At 72.2% G+C, this 18,036-nt stretch carries 16 protein-coding genes; 12 read left to right on the top strand and 4 right to left on the bottom strand.

Annotation, left to right across the window (positions count from 1 at the left end):
- Positions 1-90 precede the first annotated feature (90 nt).
- Positions 91-2,088, top strand: a complete 1,998-nt coding sequence (locus tag KB893_RS01805; RefSeq protein ID WP_246505164.1) for an acetyl/propionyl/methylcrotonyl-CoA carboxylase subunit alpha — start codon at positions 91-93, stop codon at positions 2,086-2,088.
- Positions 2,085-2,987, top strand: coding sequence for a hydroxymethylglutaryl-CoA lyase (locus KB893_RS01810; RefSeq protein ID WP_211927721.1), 903 nt, complete (start codon positions 2,085-2,087; stop codon positions 2,985-2,987). The genes KB893_RS01805 and KB893_RS01810 overlap by 4 nt, the downstream gene beginning before the upstream one ends.
- A gap of 10 nt (positions 2,988-2,997) precedes the next feature.
- On the opposite strand, the gene KB893_RS18660 is transcribed toward KB893_RS01810, so the two are convergent.
- Both KB893_RS18660 and KB893_RS01820 read right to left on the bottom strand, forming a co-directional pair.
- Positions 2,998-4,233 (bottom strand): glycosyltransferase family 4 protein, encoded by a 1,236-nt coding sequence (locus KB893_RS18660; protein WP_211927720.1) that lies wholly within the window; start codon positions 4,231-4,233, stop codon positions 2,998-3,000.
- Entirely contained in the window at positions 4,230-5,468 is a 1,239-nt protein-coding gene (locus KB893_RS01820) for a polysaccharide pyruvyl transferase family protein (RefSeq protein WP_213173348.1), read from the bottom strand. The genes KB893_RS18660 and KB893_RS01820 overlap by 4 nt, the downstream gene beginning before the upstream one ends.
- A 227-nt stretch (positions 5,469-5,695) precedes the next feature.
- Here KB893_RS01820 and KB893_RS01825 point away from each other — a divergent pair, with 227 nt between their 5' ends.
- From KB893_RS01825 to yeiP, 3 genes are all read left to right on the top strand, one after another.
- Positions 5,696-6,268, top strand: a complete 573-nt coding sequence (locus KB893_RS01825) for a GNAT family N-acetyltransferase (protein ID WP_211927924.1) — start codon at positions 5,696-5,698, stop codon at positions 6,266-6,268.
- A gap of 81 nt (positions 6,269-6,349) precedes the next feature.
- Positions 6,350-7,120 (top strand): SDR family NAD(P)-dependent oxidoreductase, encoded by a 771-nt coding sequence (locus tag KB893_RS01830; protein WP_211927923.1) that lies wholly within the window; start codon positions 6,350-6,352, stop codon positions 7,118-7,120.
- A gap of 73 nt (positions 7,121-7,193) precedes the next feature.
- On the top strand, positions 7,194-7,757 hold the full coding sequence (gene yeiP / locus KB893_RS01835; RefSeq protein WP_211927922.1) for an elongation factor P-like protein YeiP: 564 nt from the start codon (positions 7,194-7,196) through the stop codon (positions 7,755-7,757).
- Between the two features lie 52 nt (positions 7,758-7,809).
- Here yeiP and KB893_RS01840 read toward each other — a convergent pair whose 3' ends face one another.
- On the bottom strand, positions 7,810-8,361 hold the full coding sequence (locus KB893_RS01840; RefSeq protein WP_211927921.1) for an NUDIX hydrolase: 552 nt from the start codon (positions 8,359-8,361) through the stop codon (positions 7,810-7,812).
- Between the two features lie 171 nt (positions 8,362-8,532).
- On the opposite strand from KB893_RS01840, the gene KB893_RS01845 reads away from it, so the two are divergent.
- Positions 8,533-10,044, top strand: coding sequence for an amino acid permease (locus KB893_RS01845; protein WP_213173349.1), 1,512 nt, complete (start codon positions 8,533-8,535; stop codon positions 10,042-10,044).
- Positions 10,045-10,233: 189 nt separating this feature from the next.
- Here KB893_RS01845 and KB893_RS01850 read toward each other — a convergent pair whose 3' ends face one another.
- On the bottom strand, positions 10,234-11,721 hold the full coding sequence (locus KB893_RS01850; protein WP_213173350.1) for a DNA recombination protein RmuC: 1,488 nt from the start codon (positions 11,719-11,721) through the stop codon (positions 10,234-10,236).
- Positions 11,722-11,857: 136 nt separating this feature from the next.
- Here KB893_RS01850 and KB893_RS01855 point away from each other — a divergent pair, with 136 nt between their 5' ends.
- The 6 genes from KB893_RS01855 to bglX all read left to right on the top strand — a co-directional run bounded on the left by KB893_RS01855 (position 11,858) and on the right by bglX (position 18,036).
- Positions 11,858-12,487 carry a methylthioribulose 1-phosphate dehydratase gene (locus KB893_RS01855; RefSeq protein WP_213173351.1) on the top strand — a complete coding sequence of 210 codons (630 nt, stop codon included), beginning with the start codon at positions 11,858-11,860 and terminating at the stop codon, positions 12,485-12,487.
- On the top strand, positions 12,484-13,038 hold the full coding sequence (locus tag KB893_RS01860; RefSeq protein ID WP_211926099.1) for a 1,2-dihydroxy-3-keto-5-methylthiopentene dioxygenase: 555 nt from the start codon (positions 12,484-12,486) through the stop codon (positions 13,036-13,038). The genes KB893_RS01855 and KB893_RS01860 overlap by 4 nt, the downstream gene beginning before the upstream one ends.
- Positions 13,035-13,763 (top strand): acireductone synthase, encoded by a 729-nt coding sequence (mtnC, locus tag KB893_RS01865; RefSeq protein WP_211926098.1) that lies wholly within the window; start codon positions 13,035-13,037, stop codon positions 13,761-13,763. Before KB893_RS01860 ends, mtnC begins: the two co-directional genes overlap by 4 nt.
- 1 nt (position 13,764) lies before the next feature.
- Positions 13,765-15,174: a C13 family peptidase gene (locus tag KB893_RS18665; RefSeq protein ID WP_213173352.1), complete on the top strand. Its 1,410-nt coding sequence runs from the start codon at positions 13,765-13,767 to the stop codon at positions 15,172-15,174.
- Positions 15,175-15,273: 99 nt separating this feature from the next.
- Positions 15,274-15,756: a YajQ family cyclic di-GMP-binding protein gene (locus KB893_RS01875; RefSeq protein WP_213173353.1), complete on the top strand. Its 483-nt coding sequence runs from the start codon at positions 15,274-15,276 to the stop codon at positions 15,754-15,756.
- 96 nt (positions 15,757-15,852) lie between these two features.
- Positions 15,853-18,036 carry a beta-glucosidase BglX gene (bglX, locus tag KB893_RS01880; protein WP_211926096.1) on the top strand — a complete coding sequence of 728 codons (2,184 nt, stop codon included), beginning with the start codon at positions 15,853-15,855 and terminating at the stop codon, positions 18,034-18,036.

Raw genomic sequence — 18,036 nt, forward strand, 5'->3', positions numbered from 1 at the left:
GCCGCGGTCCAGGCGCGGATGCTGCGCCGCCCGTCGACGGACGCGGGCGCGGCGGCTAACGTTCTGCGGGTTTCCCTGCCGGCTTCCCGCATGTTCGACACCGTCCTCATCGCCAACCGCGGCGAGATCGCCTGCCGCGTGATCCGCAGCTGCCGCGCACTCGGCATCCGCACGGTCGTCGTGTATTCGGAGGCCGACGCCGACGCGCAGCACGTGCGCCAGGCCGACGAGGCGCACTGCATCGGCGGGCCCCGGCCCGCCGACAGCTACCTGCGCGGTGAGGCGATCATCGAGGTCGCGCGGCGCACCGGCGCGCAGGCCATCCATCCGGGCTACGGCTTCCTGTCCGAGAACGCCGACTTCGCCGAGGCGGTGGAGGACGCGGGGATCGTCTTCATCGGCCCGAAGGCGGCGTCGATGCGGAAGATGGGCAGCAAGGCCGGCGCCAAGGAGCTGATGCAGGCCGCCGGCGTGCCCGTGGTGCCCGGCTACACCGGCGAGGACCAGGCGCCGGCGCGCCTGCAGGCCGAGGCCGACCGTATCGGCTATCCGCTGATGATCAAGGCCGCCCATGGCGGCGGCGGCAAGGGCATGCGCATCGTCCGCGCGTCCGCCGGGTTCGCCGCGGCGCTGGAGAGCTGCCAGCGCGAGGCGCGCAACGCCTTCGGCCGCGACCGCGTGCTGCTGGAGCGCTACGTCGAGAGCCCGCGCCACATCGAGATCCAGATCTTCGGCGACGCGCACGGCCGGATGGTCCATCTCAACGAGCGCGAGTGCTCGGCGCAGCGCCGCTACCAGAAGGTGCTGGAGGAATCGCCCTCGCCCTTCCTGACGCCCGCGCTGCGCCACGCGATGGGCGAGGCCGCTGTGCTGGCCGGGCGGGCGATCGACTACGTCAACGCCGGCACGGTCGAGTTCATCGTCGCCCCCGACGGCGGCTTCTACTTCATGGAGATCAACACGCGGCTGCAGGTCGAGCATCCGGTGACCGAGCTGGTGACCGGGCTGGACCTGGTCGCCTGGCAGCTCGCGATTGCCGCGGGCGAGCCCCTGCCGCTGGCGCAGGAGGCGATCGCCCAGCGCGGGCACGCGATCGAGGTGCGGCTCTACGCAGAAGACCCGGAAGCCGGATTCCTGCCCGGTTCGGGACGCCTGGAGCGGCTACGCCTGCCGGCGCCCGATGCGCACGTGCGCATCGATTCCGGCGTGGTCGAGGGCGACACCGTCACCATCTTCTACGACCCGATGATCGCCAAGCTGATCGTCCACGATGCCGACCGCCCTCGCGCGCTGGCGCGCCTGCGCGCGGCGCTGGCCGCCTGCGACATCGTCGGGCCCAAGTCGAACATCGGCTTCCTCGAGCGGCTGGCGCGGCATCCGGCGGTCGTCGGGGCCACGATCGACACCGGCTATCTCGATCGCCACCTCGACGAGTTCATGCCGGCCGCGGACATCGACGCCGATTTGGCGGCCGCCGCCGCGGTGGTCCGCCTGCTCGAACAGGAACGCCTCGCGCAACGCGTTGCCGCCGCCTCGAACGAACCCGACTCGCCGTGGGCGACGGCCGACGGCTGGCGCCTCGGCCACCGCGGCGGCCGCAGCCTGGCGCTCCTGCACGGCGAGCGCCGCATCGCGGTGCGCGCGCATGGCGCGGCGGGCACCTATCGGCTGACGGTGGAGGACAGGGAGACCACGGTCGAGGGTGCGCGCCTGGACGGCGACGCGCTCAGCCTGCGCATCGACGGCGTCGGCCGCCGCATGCGGGTCGCGGCCGAGCCGCACCGGCTCGTGGTCCACGACGGCCGCCGGCGCCTGCAGGTCGAGCCGGTGCCGCTGTACCGGCACGAGGAGGCCGGTGCCGGCGCCGGCGACGACCGCGTCGTCGCACCCATGCCCGGACGGGTGGTGGTGGTGCGCGTCGCACCCGGCGACGCGGTGGCCGCCGGCGACGAGGTCGCGGTGATCGAGGCGATGAAGATGGAGCTGAGCCTCAAGGCCTCGCGCGCCGGCACCGTCGCCGAGGTGCGCGCGGGCGTCGGCGACTTCGTCGAGGCCGATGCGGTGCTGGTCGCGCTGGAGGCCGAATGAGCGACAGCGTGCGCATCGTCGAGGTCGGTCCCCGCGACGGCCTGCAGAACGAGAAGGCGATCATCGCCGCGGCCGACAAGATCGCGCTGGTCGACCGCCTCTCGGCCACCGGCCTGCGCAGCATCGAGGCGACCAGCTTCGTCAGCCCGAAGTGGGTGCCGCAGCTCGCCGACGCCGCCGAGGTCTACGCCGGCATCGCGCGTCGTCCTGGCGTGCACTACCCGGTGCTGGTGCCGAACGCGACCGGCTACGAGCGTGCCCGCGCCGTGGGGGTCGAGGAGATCGCGGTGTTCACCGCCGCCTCGGAAGCCTTCAACCAGCGCAACGTCAACGCCTCCATCGACGCCTCGCTGGAGCGCTTCGCGCCGGTGCTGGAGTGCGCGCGCGCCGACGGCGTGCGCGTGCGCGGCTACGTCTCCACCGTGCTCGGCTGTCCCTATCAGGGCGTGGTGCCGGTCGCCGACGTCGTGCGCGTCGCGCGGGCGCTGCACGCGATGGGCTGCTACGAGGTCTCGCTCGGCGACACCATCGGCATCGGCACGCCGCGCGCGGCGCGCGAGATGCTGCGTGCGGTGGCCGCGGAGGTGCCGATGGCGGCGCTCGCGGTCCACTTCCACGACACCCGCGGCCAGGCGCTGGCCAACATCCTCGCGTGCCTGGAGGACGGCGTACGCGTGGTCGATGCGGCGGTGGCCGGCACCGGCGGCTGCCCCTATGCGTGCGGCGCCAGCGGCAACGTGGCGAGCGAGGACGTGGTCTACATGCTCGAGGGGCTCGGCATGGACACCGGCGTCGACCTGGACGCCCTCATCGACACCGGGCGCTGGCTGTCGGCGCTGCTGGGACGCGAGAACGCCAGCAGCGTCGGGCGCGCCGGCCGCGGCACGCCCGCGGGCTGAGCCGGCCGCTTCAGGCGGCGAGCGCCGCGGCCTCCAGACGCGCGGCGTAGGACGCCAGCAGGCGGTCGATCCAGGCGTCGAAGCCGAGACCCAGGTGCCGCGTTCGCTCGAAGGCGTTGCGGCTCATCGTCGCGCACAGCAGGTCGTCGTCGGCGATGCGGCGCATGGCCCCGGCCAGGCGTGGCGTGTCGCGCGGCGGCGCCGCCAGCCCGGCCTCGGCGTCGACGATGTCGGCGGCCAGGAAGGCGGTGTCCGCGGCGATCACCGGCAGGCCGCTCCACAGCGCCTCGGTCGCCACCAGTCCATAGGGCTCGGGATAACGGCTGGGCATCAGCAGCGCGCGGTGGCCGCGGACGATATCCGGCAGCGCCGCCGGCGGCTGCTGGCCGAGGAAGCGCATTTCGGGATACTCCGCCGCCAGCCGCTCGCGCAGCACGCCGTCGCCGACCAGGGTCAGCGTCTGCCCCGCGGCGCGCGCCGCCGCGCAGGCGAGGTCGGGACCCTTGGTGTCCTCCAGCCGCCCGATGAACAGGAAGCCGCGGTTGTCCTCGGCGCGGATCCGCGTGTCGCTCCACGGCCGCACCGGATTCGGAAGCGTCTGGATCGCCGCGTCGGGGATCGCGCCGCGCATCAGGAACGGGCGCATCGCCTCGTGGATGGCCAGCACCGGCGGCGAACGCCGCACGTCGAACAGGTTGCGGTAGACCGCCTGCCGAGCCACCCGCCAGAGCTTGTGCGGATAGGAACGGCGATCGCAGTCGGCGCGGATGCAGGCCGGCGACAACGGGGTCAGCGGACACACGGCGCCGCTCTTGAGGAAGGCGTAGGCGCCATTCGGGCAGGCCAGGAAGAAGTCGTGCGCCGACAGCAGGGTGCGCGGGAGCACGGGCCGCAGCGCGGCGAACACCGACGGCGACAGGATCTGCGCCCAGCCGTGCAGGTGATAGACCGTATCCGGCGTGTCGTGGGCGGCGATCCAGCGCTCGACCAGCGCGCGGGCCTCACGGTTGTAGAGGCCCGACACCATGGCGCGGCCGGGCGACAGGCTGGTCAGGCGTGCGCTGCCCAGGCCCACCAGGTCGACGCCGAGGGCGGCCAGCTCCGGATTGCGTCCCTCGTCGCCGCACAGGTAGGTGACCGCCTCGCCGCGCTCGCGGAAGGCGCGCGCCGAGGCCAGCGCCAGCGCGGTCGCCCCGCCCTTGGGTACGGCGATGTCGTTGAGGACGACGATGCGGCCGGGCCTCACGCGCGGCTGTCCCTGGTCTCCGGCATCACCACCGGCACGCGTCCGGCGGTGGGTGCCGCCACCGCCGACTCCAGCGCACCGAGGATGGCGCCGACGTCGCGCCGCGCCTCCGCCACCACGCGCGCGTGCCCGGCTTCGTCGATGCCCTCGCCGAGGCCCCTCGCCACCAGCGCGAGCAGCGCGGCCGGCTCCAGTTCCGCCGGATCCACCACCCACTCGCCGCGACCGACGCTCTCGAAGAAGCTGTTCAGCTTGATGTCCCAGGAGAAGCCGACATGCGGCACGCGGTAGGACCACGCGGCGATGCAGGCATGCATCCGGTGCGCCATCAGGAAGGCGCTGGCGGAGACGAAGCCGGCGAAGGCGTCCGGATCGGCGAACGCCGGCTCGGCGGCGACCAGCCCGGGCGCGGCCTCCTGCAGGCGCGGTGTCAGCCGCTCCAGGTAGTCGCGGTCCTCGGGGCTGCCGTTGGTGAACAGGCGGATCGGTCGCCCGAGGGCGCGCAGTGCGGCGACCACCTCCACCAGCCAGTCGTCCAGGCTCAGAAAGTCGGACGGACCGGTGGCGTGGTACTGCAGCAGAACCGGATCGGTCAGGCCGAGGGCGATGTAGCCGGCGTTCGCACGCGCGGGGAAGTGGTCGGCGGTGAGCACGCCCGGGTCCCGCGCCAGGCTGGCCGGCGGCACCTCCTCCGGGCGCAGGCGCCGGTTCCATACCGACCGCGACCGCTCGTCGCGGACCGTCGCGCGCACCATGCGGCTGCGCCGGAAGGCGTCGGCGAAGAGACGGTGGCCGCGGCGCGTCCAGTTGTCGCTGACGCCCACGGCGAACACCGCCACCGGCAGCGACCTGCGCGCGGTCTCGCCGAGCGCGGCGTTGACCTTGAACGGAAAGTTGAGGTCGGCATCGGCGATCAGGTTGCCGCCGCCGAGGATGGCCCCGTCGACCCTGGCCAGCGCGCGGCGCCAGCGCGGCCGCAGGCGGCTGCGCACCAGCATGCCCAGCATCTGCGCGACCGCCAGCCGGCGTACCGGGCCGGGCAGCGCCTCCAGGACGCGCAGCACCTTGCCGCGATGCCTGCTGCCGGTGCCGTAGCCGCTGCGCCCGGCCAGGTCGAGCGGCACGATGTGCGTGTCGGGACGCTGTCGCAGGATCTCGCGCTCGAGGCATTCCGAGAGCAGCCCGTCGCCCAGGTTGGCGCTGTATTTGACGCTGAAGATCGCGATACGCTTCATGGCTTCTTCACCTATCCGACGAGCCTCCGGCCGCTCCGTCCATCATCGGGCGCGCGGGAGTCCGGGACGTCTTCGAACCGCGAGGCAGCTCGCACCCGCATGATCCCTCCGCGCATGAATGCTGCTCTGCACTATGCCCCGTCGATGGTTACGACCGCCACTCCCGGAGCAGGTCATCCGCAGGGCGGAGCAGCGCCGATGACCGCCCAGCAGCGGGAGCGCGCACCATGATCCGGGTCGCCCGGGCGGGGGATGCGGAGGCGGTGCAGGCGATCTACGCGCCCTGCGTGACCGGTTCCGCACTCACCTTCGAGACCGAGGTGCCGGACGTGGCGGCGATGCGCACCCGCATGCTCGACCGCCTCGAGCATTACCCGTGGCTGGTGCTGGAGGAGGACGGGCGCGTGCTCGCCTACGCCTATGCCTCGCGGTTCCGCGAACGCGCGGCCTACGACTGGATCGCCGAAACCTCGGTCTACACCCATGCCGATGCCCGCCGCCGCGGGCTCGCCCGGCACATCTACGGCGTGCTGCTCGACGTGCTGGCCCTGCAGGGCCTCACCCAGGCCGTCGGCGTGATCACCCTTCCCGGCCACGGCAGCGTCGCGCTGCACGAGGCGATGGGCTTCGCGCCGGCGGGTGTGTGGCGCGCCAGCGGCTGGAAGCTCGGCGCCTGGCACGACGTCGGCGTGTGGCAGCGCCAGCTGCGCGACGCCCCCGGTCCGCCCGTACCGACCACGCCGTTCGCCCGCCTCGCAGGCACGGACGACCTCGACCGCCTGCTCGCCGCGCGCTGTTGAACGCGGGAACGCCGGCACCGGGCGATGCGACCGCGGCCTGCGGCTAGAATCGCCGGCCCGGATCCACTCCCAGGAGCGCCCATGCAGTCCATCGACGTCCGTGCCGTCATCACCGGCGGCGTCTCCGGCCTCGGCCTCGCCGTCGCCCGGCATCTGGTCGCCGCCGGCGGCCGCGTCGCGCTGTTCGACGTCGCCGACGACAAGGCCGCGGCCGCGCTGGAGCTGCTCGGCGAGACCAACGCGCGCTACTTCCATACCGACGTCACCGACGAGGCCGGCGTGGTCTCCAACGTGGCCGCGGCCAGGGACTTCCTTGGCGGGCTCAACGTGGCGGTGAACTGCGCCGGCATCATCGGCGCCGGCCGCGTGCTCGGCCGCGACGGCACCATGCCGCTGGCGACCTTCTCGGGCACGGTGATGGTCAACCTGGTCGGCAGCTTCAACGTCGCCAAGGCCTGCGCCGAGCAGTTCCAGCACAACGCGCCGGGCGCGGACGGCGAGCGCGGGGTGGTCGTCAACACCGCCAGCGTCGCCGCCTACGAAGGCCAGATCGGCCAGGCCGCCTACTCCGCCTCCAAGGCCGGCATCGTCGGCATGACCCTGCCGATGGCCCGCGAGTTCGCGCGCATCGGCGTGCGCGTCATGACCATCGCGCCCGGCATCTTCTGGACGCCGATGGTCGACGGCATGCCGCCGCAGGTTCAGGAGTCGCTGGCGGCCTCGATCCCCTACCCCTCGCGCCTGGGCAAGCCCGAGGAGTTCGCGCGCACCGTCGCCTTCATCCTCGACAACGGCTACCTCAACGGCGAGACCATCCGCCTCGACGGCGCGGTGCGCCTGCAGCCGAAGTGACCGCGGGCGGTGCCGACGCGCCGCACCGCCCCGCCATCCCGCATCCCTCCCCCGCATCGGACAGCAGATCGCAATGAAGGCCTCGGACATCAAGAAGGGCAACGTCGTCGAGCACAACGGCGGCGTCTACCAGGTGCGCGACATCGAGCGCAGCTCGCCGCAGGGCCGCGGCGGCAACGTGACCTTCCGCTTCACCCTGTACAGCGTGCCGGGCGGCGCCAAGCTCGACCTCAGCCTGCGCGCCGAGGACGACCTCAGGGAGGTCGAGCTCAGCCGCCGCCAGGCCAGCTTCTCGTACAAGGACGGCGAGGCGTTCGTGTTCCTCGACGCCGAGGACTACACGCCCTACCAGCTCGACGCGGAGGTCGTCGGCGACGACGCCGGCTACATCACCGAGGGCCTGGAAGGCTGCTACGTGCAGATCATCGACGACGCGCCGGTCGCCCTGCAGCTGCCGCAGACCGTGGCGCTGGAGGTCACCGATACCCCGCCCGAACTCAAGGGCGGCACCGCCACCAAGCGCCCGAAGCCGGCGACGCTGGCGACCGGGATCGAGATCATGGTCCCGGAGTACGTCACCAACGGCGAGACCATCCTGGTCAACACCACGACCGGCGAGTTCGCCGGCCGCGCCTGAGCATCCCGCGCCGGCACGCCCGGCGCGCGCCGCGCATCCTCCATGCCTGCGGCTACGCGCTCCGCCGGCCGGAGCGCGCCAACCACTTGCGCGCCATGCGCCGGACCGAGCCTTCCGCTTCGGTATCCACCGCCAGGGAGCGCACCTCGCGCCAGGTCATGTCCAGCGATTCCTCGTTGCGGGAGAAGGCCTCGCTGCCGCCGGCGCGCACGACGTAGCGCACGTCGTAGTGCCAGTGCGCCGGCTCCATGCCGCGCGCCGGGATCCGGTGCCGGTCGACGTCCAGGATCGCCGGCTCGACGCACAGGTCGGCCAGGCCGGTCTCCTCCGCGGCCTCGCGCAGCGCGACGCGGGCGAGGTCGCGATCGCCGTCGGCATGCCCCCCGGGCTGCAGCCAGCGATCGAGTTTGCGGTGGTGCATCAGGAGCGCGCGCTGGCCGTCGGCGCTCACCAGCCAGGCCGACCCGGTGAAGTGGCCGACCTCGTGGCGCCGTTCGAATACGTATGCGGAAGACCGCAGGAACGCGAGGAACAGGTCGATGGCCGCGGCTTCTTCTGGATGCGCGGCGCGATAGGCGTCCAGCGCGGTGGCGAGATCGGGCATGGGATACGGCAACGGACGTGGAGACGGACGATGCGGCGCAGCATAGCGCGCCGGCCGATGTGCCTTGTGGCTGCCATGGCGCATCCGATATGGTCGGACGGTTTCGATCACGCGACAACGACGTGACAGCCGGCCGCCCTCCCGCGGCCGCTTTTCTGGCCGGGGAGCCCCATGCTGAAACATCTGATGATCACCAAGCCGATCGAGGCGCAGCCGCACGTGGACGCGGGCGAACCGGTCGAGGGCAGCCTCGGCGGCGAGGTCGGCCTCAGGCGCACCCTGACCGCGCGCCACCTGGTGATGCTGGGCCTCGGCGCGGTCATCGGCGCCGGCATCTTCGTGATCACCGGCACCGCCGCGGCCAACCACGCCGGCCCGGCGATCATGCTGAGCTTCGTCATCGCCGGCTTCGCCTGCGCCATGGCCGGCCTGTGCTACGCCGAGTTCGCGGCGATGATCCCGGCCTCGGGCAGCGCCTACAGCTACACCTACGCGACGCTGGGCGAGGCGCTGGCCTGGTTCGTCGGCTGGAGCCTGGTGCTCGAATACCTGTTCGCCGCCTCCACGGTCGCGGTCGGATGGTCGGGCTACACCACGAGCTTCCTGGAGACGCTCGGCATCCACCTGCCCGCGGCGCTGACCCAGGCGCCGATCAACTTCTGCACCCACGAGGCGGCGCAGGCCGGCAGCTGCGAATACAACACCTTCGTGCTCACCGGTTCGCTGTTCAACCTGCCGGCGGTGCTGATCGTGGCCGCGGTGGGCTGGCTGTGCTACCGCGGCATCAGGCAGTCGGCGACGGTCAATGCCATCGTGGTGTCGATCAAGGTGCTGGTGATCCTGCTGCTGATCGGCTTCGGCAGCCAGTACGTGGACAGCGCCAACTGGGCCCCCTTCATCCCCGCCAACGAGGGCGCCGACCGCTTCGGCTGGGCCGGCGTGCTGCGCGGCGCGTCGATCGTGTTCTTCGCCTACATCGGCTTCGACGCGGTCTCGACCGCGGCGCAGGAGGTCAAGAATCCGCAGCGCAACATGCCGATCGGCATCCTCGGCTCGCTGGTGCTGTGCACGGTGCTCTACATCGTGGTCTCGGCCATCCTCACCGGGATGCTGCCCTACACGGAGCTGGGCACCGCCAAGCCGGTGGCCACCGCGCTCGCGGCCTACCCGTCGCTGGGCTGGCTGAAGACCTTCGTCGAGATCGGCGCGATCGCCGGCCTGACCACGGTCATCCTGGTCATGCTGATGGGCCAGCCGCGCATCTTTTACTCGATGGCCAACGACGGCCTGCTGCCGAAGTTCTTCGGTGCCGTGCACCCGAAGCACCAGACTCCGCACAAGGGCACCGTGCTGGTGGCCATCGTCGCCGCGACCATGGCCGGCCTGCTGCCGATCCAGCTGCTGGGCGACGTGGTGTCGATGGGCACCCTGGTGGCGTTCGCCACGGTCTGCCTCGGCGTGTTCGTCCTGCGCCGGACCCAGCCGCAGCTGGCGCGCCCGTTCCGCGTGCCGCTGGTGGGCATCGTCGCGCCGCTGGGCGTGCTGACCTGCCTCGGCCTGATCGCGATCATGCCGCTGCTGAACTGGATGGTGCTGCTGGTGTGGACCATGATCGGCGCGGCGATCTACCTCGGCTTCGGCTACCGCAACAGCAAGCTGCGGCAGGGGACGACCGGCGCCTGAGCCGGGCGCGAACTCCGGTACGGAAACGGCGCGGACATCCGCGCCGTTTCCATTTGAGCGGTAGCCAAGTCGCGTAGGAGCGGCTTCAGCCGCGACCGCGCCTGTGTGGGAGGGGCTTCAGCCCCGACAGTCTTCCGGTTCGGCGGAGCCGGTCGCGGCCGAAGCCGCTCCTAGGGAACGCTGCCGGATCTACTCGTCGGCATCACCGTCGGCGTCGTCGCCGACGGCATCGAGCAGCGGCTGCGCAAGCTGCTTCTTCGGCGCGGCGCCGAGGCGCCTGAGCTTCTCGACCTGGCCGACGAGGTTGCCGCGGCCCTGGGTCAGCTTGCCGAGCGCGTCCTGCTGCGCCTTCTGCGCACGGCCCAGCGCGTCTCCGATCCTGTCGAGGTCCTCGACGAAGCCGACGAACTTGTCGTAGAGCGCGGCGGCGCGGTCGGAGATCGCCTTGGCGTTGCGGTTCTGGTCCTCGGTGCGCCAGATCTGCCCGATCAGCTTGAGCGAGGCCAGCAGGTTGCCCGGGCCGACCAGGATGATCTTCTGCTTGAAGGCGGTGTCGTAGAGCGAGGTGTCGGCGCGCACCGCCTCCAGGAACGCCGCCTCGATCGGCACGAACATCAGCACCAGGTCCGGGCTCTGCAGGCCCTCGAGGCGGCTGTAGTCCTTGTCGCCGAGCTGGCGCACATGGGTGCGCATGGCCAGCGCATGCCTGGCCATGCAGGCGGCGCGCGCCTCGGGATCGTCCTCCTCGCAGGCGCGCTGGTAGTCGACCAGGTTCATCTTGGCGTCGATGACGATGTGGCGGTCGCCCGGCAGCAGCACGATGGCGTCGGGCCGGTAGCGGTCGCCTTCGCCGTCGCGGAAGCTTTCCTGGGTCAGGTAGTGGGTGCCCTTCTCCAGCCCGGCGGATTCCAGCAGGCGCTCGAGCTTGAGCTCGCCCCAGTAGCCCTGGGTGCGGTTCTCGGTGGTGAGCGCGCGGGTGAGGCTGTGGGCCTCGTCCGACAGCCTGCGGTTGAGGTCGAGCAGCTGCTTGAGTTCGGTCTGCAGCGCCGCGCGGTCCTTGTTCTCCTTGTCGTAGGAGTCGCTGACCAGCTTGCGGAAGTCGCCGATCTGCTCGCGCAGCGGCCCGAGGAGCTGGCCGATCTGCGCGCTGTTCTGCTCGCTGAAGCGCTTCGACTTGTCCTCCAGGATCTCGGCGGCCAGCGCCTTGAACTCGTGGGTCATGCGCGCGCGCGCCTGTTCCAGCTCGCGCAGGCGCTCGTCGGCAGCGGCCTTCTGCTCCTCCAGGCGCGCGGCGAGCTCGGCGCGCTGCGCGGTGGCGCCCCGCAGCGCGGTCGCCTGCTCGCGGAGCTCGGCCTGCGCGGCATCGAGCTGGCGAGCGACGGCATCCATCCGCTGCAGCCGGGCCTGCGCGCCGGCCAGCTCGATGCCGCTGCGCTCCAGCCGCGTGCGCAGCTCGGCGATCTCCGCATCGCGGTCGCGCAGCTGGGCCCGCGCCTCCTCGTGCTGGCGTTCGAACGCCTCGCGGCCGGCGGCGAGCGTGGCCACGTCCGGCTCGCGGTCGCGGCGTCCCTGCTCGCGCGCGGCCAGCGCACGGGCCCGCAGCAGCGGCAGCAGAACGACGGCGGCGAGGACCGAGCCGGCGAGGAAGGCGAGGATGGCGAGCGGGACAGGGGACATCGGAAGCGCAACTCCAGGCAGACGCGGCAACGGGCCGGGCGCAGAGTCTAGCGACGCCGTCTCACCCGCCGCGACGCGACGCTGCGTCGCCCCACGCCCACGCACAGCCGACGGCGCCGTCGCTACACTGCGCGGCATGTCCAGTCTCCCCTACTCCCAGGCGGCGTTCAGCGACGCGGCCAAGGCGCTGATGTCGACCACCGCCGAGCTCGCCGCGCTCGGCTGGACACCGGCGACCAGCAGCAACTTCTCGCAGCGGCTCGACGCCTCGCACGCGGTCATCACCGCCTCGGGTGCGGACAAGGGACGACTGACCGAGGGCGACTTCCTCGCCGTCGACCTCGCCGGCGCGCCCGTGTCCAGCGCGTTGAGGCCGTCGGCCGAGACCCTGCTGCACACCCAGCTCTACGCCCGCGACCTCGCCGGCTGCGTGCTGCACACCCACTCGCGCACGCAGACGGTGGCCTCGCGGCTGTTCGCGCGCGCCGGCCGCGTGCGGATCGAGGGCTACGAGCTGATCAAGGCCTTCGCCGGCAATACCACCCACGAAGCGGCGATCGAGATCCCGGTCCTGCCCAACACCCAGGACATGCCGGCGCTGGCGGCCGAGGTCGAGCGCCTGCTCGACGCCGGTCCGCTGTGGGGCTACCTGATCGACGGCCATGGGCTCTACGCCTGGGGCCGCGACCTCAAGGAGGCCCGGCGCCACCTCGACGCGTTCGAATTCCTGCTCGCCTGCGAGCTCGACCTGAGGAGACTGTCATGAGCCGCCTGCGCATCTTCGCCGCGGACGATCCCTCCGCCCCCGTCCTCGACACCCGCGACCACGCCGAGATGGCCGACCAGCTCGGCCGCATCGGCGTGCGCTTCGAACAGTGGGAGGCGAGCCGCCCCGTCGCCGCCGGCGCCAGCCAGGAGGAGGTGCTCGAGGCCTATCGCGCCGACGTCGACCGCCTGGTCGCCGAGAACGGCTTCAAGTCGGTCGACGTGGTCAGCATCGCGCCGGACAACCCGCAGCGCGAGGCCATGCGCACCAAGTTCCTCGACGAGCACTTCCACAAGGAGGACGAGGTGCGCTTCTTCGTCGACGGCTCGGGGCTGTTCACCCTGCACGTCGAGGGCAAGGTCTACGAGGTCGAGTGCGTCAGGAACGACCTGATCGCGGTGCCCGACGGCACCCGGCACTGGTTCGACATGGGGCCGGAGCCGTCCTTCGTCGCGATCCGCTTCTTCACCGAGCCCGACGGCTGGGTCGGGCACTTCACCGGCACCGACATCGCCGGGACCTTCCCCCGCTACGAGAAGATCGCCCGATGACCACCGCCACCGGCAAGCGCAGCATCCTGGTCGACGTCGAAGGCACCATCGGCTCGATCTCCTTCGTGCGCGACACCCTGTTCCCCTACGCGCGGCAGGCGCTGCCGGCCTTCGTGCGGGCGCGCGGCGGCGAGCCCGAGGTGCGGGCCCTGCTGGACTCGGTCGCCGCCGAGATCGGCACCACCAGCGACGGCACCATCATCGAGACCCTGCAGGGCTGGATCGACGCCGACAGCAAGCACACCGCGCTCAAGGCGCTGCAGGGGCTGATCTGGCGCGACGGCTACGCCAGCGGCGCCTACGTCGCCCACCTCTACGACGACGCGGTGGCCAAGCTGCGCGAATGGCACGACGCCGGCCACCCCATCCACGTCTACTCCTCGGGTTCGGTCGAGGCACAGCGGCAGTTCTTCGCGCATACCGCCGCCGGCGACCTCACCGGCATCGTCAGCGGCCACTTCGACACCGGCGTGGGCGCCAAGCGCGAGGTGGCGAGCTATCGCGCGATCCTCGCCGAGCTCGGCGTGCACGGCGAGGCGGTGACCTTCGTCTCCGACGTGGTCGAGGAACTCGACGCCGCCCGCGAGGCCGGCATGGCCACCGTCCTGGTCGACCGCCGCGAGGACTACCCGGAGCCGCGCGAGGGCACCGCCACCCACGGCCATGCCCGCGTGGAGAGCTTCATCGAGATCGACCCCAACGTGGTCGAACCCGATCCCGCCTGAGGTGCCCGCACGCGGCTCCTGCCCGTCCCGCGCCATCGCCGCCCTGCGCTGGCCGTGGCGCGGCCTGCTGGCGGGGATCCTGGTCCCGCCGCCTCCGCGCCTGCCGCCGGCGCCGCCGCTGGCGGTCTTCCTCGCCGGCCTGCTGCCGGTGGCGTGGGCGCTGGCGCTCGACGCCTGGCTGGTTCCCGAGCCCCGGCAGTTCCTCGTTCCCGCCTTCGGCGGCCATGCGCTGTCGCTGGTGTTCGCGCTGGTGGCGGGGCGCGCGACGGCGCACCTGCTGGACCGTCCGGCGCACTGGCTGGCCTTGGCTGCGCTGCTCCTGGCCGCGCAGATGCCGCTGCGGATCGCGACCGACCTGCTGCTGGCGTGGAGCGACGCCGGCTGGCTGGACATGGCGGCGTGGCTGGGCCCGGTCCTGCTGCTCCCGGTGGTCGCGAGGATCGTGCAGGGCGTGGCCGCGGGCGCGCAGTTCGCTCGCCGGCTCGCGGCCTGGGCGGCGCTGTGCCTGCTGTGGGCCGCGCCGAACGCGGCGCTGCCGCCGGAGCCGTTCTGGTACGAGCACGTGCCCCTGGTCGAGGACGCCGCGCCCGCGCCTGCCTTCGATCCCGAGGCGGTGCTCTCCGCGCAGCCGGCGCTGGTGGATGCGGCGCTCGGGCGCCTGCGCCCGCAGACGCCGGGGCGCATCGACCTGTTCGCCATCGGCTTCGCCGGCGACGGCAACGAAGGCGTGTTCCGCAACGAGGTCGACTACCTCGCGCGCCTGCTCGCCGGCCGCTTCGACGCCGCCGGCCGCACCCTGCGCCTGGTCAACGCGCCGGACACCGTCGACCGCCTGCCGCTGGCGACGATCACCAACCTGCGCCGTGCGCTGGCCGGCATCGCCGGGCACATGGACGTGGACGAGGACATCCTGCTGCTGTTCGCGACCAGCCACGGCAGCGCCGACCACCGGCTCTATGTCGACCTGCCGCCATTGCCGCTGGCCCAGGTCTCGCCGCGGATGCTGCGCGAGGCGCTGGACGAGGCCGGCATCCGCTGGCGGGTGGTGGTCGTCTCCGCCTGCTTCTCGGGCGGCTTCGTCGACGCGCTGGCGGCACCACGGACGCTGGTCATCACCGCCGCCCGTGCCGACCGCAGCTCGTTCGGCTGCGGCGCCGAGGCCGACATCACATGGTTCGGCGACGCCTTCCTGGTCCACGGCCTCAACCGCACGAGCTCGCTGCCCGAAGCCTTCCGCATCGCGCGCGAGCAGGTCGCGGCCTGGGAAGCGCGCGAGGGCGAGACGCCGTCGGAACCGCAGTACGTCGCCGGCCGGCGCATCGAGGCCCACCTCGCGCGCTGGCGCAGGACGCTCGACGGCCATGCGCCGCCGGTTCCCTTCGCGCCACCCGCGCACAGCGTGCAGGATTGATCGCGCCACGGAAACAAGACCGCCGGACACCGCGCCCGCGGTTTCGCCGCGCGGCCTGGCGCCCTACCCTATGGCGCCCCTCCAGTCACGGCCGCCGCCATGCCCTCCTTCGACGTCGTCTCGGAAGTCGACAAGCACGAACTCACCAACGCGGTCGACCAGGCCAACCGCGAACTCGGCAACCGCTTCGACTTCCGCGGCAGCGACGCGAAGTTCGAGCTCGAGGAGTCGACCATCACCCAGAGCGCGCCGAGCGAGTTCCAGCTGCAGCAGATGCTCGAGATCCTGCGCGCGCGGCTGATCGCACGGAAGATCGACGTGCGCGCGCTGGACGTCGCCGACCCGGAGACCAATGTCGCCGGCAGCCGGCAGAAGATCACGGTCAAGCAGGGCATCGAGCAGGCGACGGGCAAGAAGATCGTGGCCGCGCTCAAGGCGGCCAAGCTCAAGGTCGAGGCGCAGATCAACGGCGACAAGCTGCGGGTGACCGGCAAGAAGCGCGACGACCTGCAGGCCGCCATCGCGCAGTTGCGCGCGGGCGAGTTCGACGTCCCACTGCAGTTCGACAATTTCCGCGACTGAAACGCCGCCTGTGCCGTCCGGCGCGAGCCGGCGCTGCGCAGGCGGTATGATGTAAACGTTTACATGATGGCCCGGAGCGGCCCAGGGAGTGACTGCATGAGCCAACGCGATCCCCGGATCGAGGACCTGATCGCCCGCATGACGCTGGACGAGAAGGTCGGACAGCTGGGCGTGTTCGCGGACGCGGTGCGGCCGTTCATCCCCGACATCAATCCGGAGGTGAACACCCGCGGCGCCAACGAAGTCCTCGAGCAGATCCGCGCCGGCCGTGTCGGTGCGCTGTTCAACGGGGTCGGTGCGGCGGAGGGCCGCGAGGCGCAGCGCGTCGCCGTCGAGGAGAGCCGGCTCGGCATCCCGCTGCTGTTCGGCTCCGACGTCATCCACGGCATGCGCACGGTGTTCCCGATCCCGCTCGGCGAGGCGGCGAGTTTCGAGCCGGAACTGGCCGAGCGCACCGCGCGTGCCACGGCCGTCGAAGCCACCGCCGCCGGCATCCACTGGACCTTCGCCCCGATGGTCGACGTCGCCCGCGACCAGCGCTGGGGCCGCGTCGCGGAGAGTTCGGGCGAGGACGTCCACCTCGGCATGCGCATGGCGGTCGCGCGGGTGCGCGGCTTCCAGGGCGAAGACCTCGCCGCGCACGACTGCCTGCTGGCCACGCCCAAGCACTTCGCCGCCTACGGCGCGGTGTCGGGCGGCATGGACTACAACAGCGTCGACATCTCCGAGGCCGCGCTGCGCGACATCCACCTGCCGGCGTTCAAGGCCGCCTTCGACGCCGGCGCGGTCACCGTGATGAGCGCCTTCAACGACATCGCCGGCGTTCCCGCCTCGGGCAACCGCTGGCTGATGACCGACCTGCTGCGCGGCGAATGGGCATTCACGGGCTTCGTCGTCTCCGACTACACCGCCGACATGGAGCTGGTCGCCCACGGCTACGCCGCCGACGACCGCGACGCTACCCGCCTGGCCTTCACCGCCGGCGTCGACATGAGCATGCAGAGCGGCTTCTACGCCGCCCACCTGCCGGCCCTGGTCGAGTCCGGCGAGGTGCCGATGGCCGCGATCGACGAGGGCGTGCGCCGGATCCTCGGAGTCAAGGCGGCGATCGGCCTGTTCGACGATCCCTACCGTTCGCTCGACCCGGAGCGCGAGGCCGACACTTCGCACCTCCCGGCGCACGACGCGCTGGCCCGCGACGCCGCACGGCGTTCGATCGTGCTGCTGAAGAACGACGGCGACGTCCTGCCGCTGCGCGCCTCGGGCCAGAGGATCGCCCTGATCGGGCCCTTCGCCGAGGACCGCGACAACATCGAGGGCTGCTGGACGCTGTTCGGCGACCGCAGCCGCTACGTCGGCATCGCCGACGGCATCCGTGCGGCGATCGAGGACGAATCGCTGCTGACCGTGACCAGGGGCTGCGACTTCGAGGCGCCGGTCGAGGGCGGCATCGAGGCCGCGGTCGCCGCGGCGCGCGCAGCCGACGTGGTCCTGCTCGCCGTGGGCGAACCGCAGGGCTTCACCGGCGAGGCGCAGTCGCGCACCCAGATCGTGATGCCGCCGGCGCAGCAGGCGCTGGCCGAAGCCGTCGCCGCCACCGGCACGCCGGTGGTGGTGCTGCTGCGCAACGGCCGCGCGCTGGCGCTCGAGGGCGCGGTGCGCGACGCGCAGGCGATCCTGGTGACTTGGTTCCTCGGCACCCAGACCGGACCGGCCATCGCCGACGTGGTGTTCGGCGCCTACGCCCCGTCGGCGCGCCTGCCGGTGAGCTTCCCGCTCGACGCCGGGCAGCAGCCGTTCTTCTACAACCGCCCGCGCACCGGCCGTCCGGAGATCCCGGGCCAGCCGTGGGCGTTCAAGGCGCGCTGGCGCGAGATCCCCGACGCGCCGCGCTATCCGTTCGGCCACGGCCTGACCTACACCCGCTTCGCCTACGGCGCGCCGGTGCTCAGCACCACCCGCCTGGGCTGGGACGAGACGCTGACGGTGCGCGCGCGGATCGGCAACGTGGGCGAGCGCGCCGGCGAGGAAGTGGTGCAGCTCTACGTGCACGACCGCGTCGCCAGCCGGGTGCGGCCGGTGCGCGAGCTCAAGGGCTTCCGCAAGATCCGGCTCGAGCCGGGCGCGAGCGCGGAGGTCGAGTTCACCCTGCACCGCGAGGACCTCGCCTTCCACGGCGTCGACGCGAAGCCGGTGACCGAGCCCGGGCTGTTCGACGTGTGGGTTGCGCCGTCCTCGGCCGAGGGCGAGCCGGTGCAGTTCGAGCTGCTGCCGGGCTGA

This window comes from Coralloluteibacterium stylophorae (genome assembly GCF_018122625.2).
GTDB classification, from domain to species: Bacteria; Pseudomonadota; Gammaproteobacteria; order Xanthomonadales; family Xanthomonadaceae; genus Coralloluteibacterium; species Coralloluteibacterium stylophorae.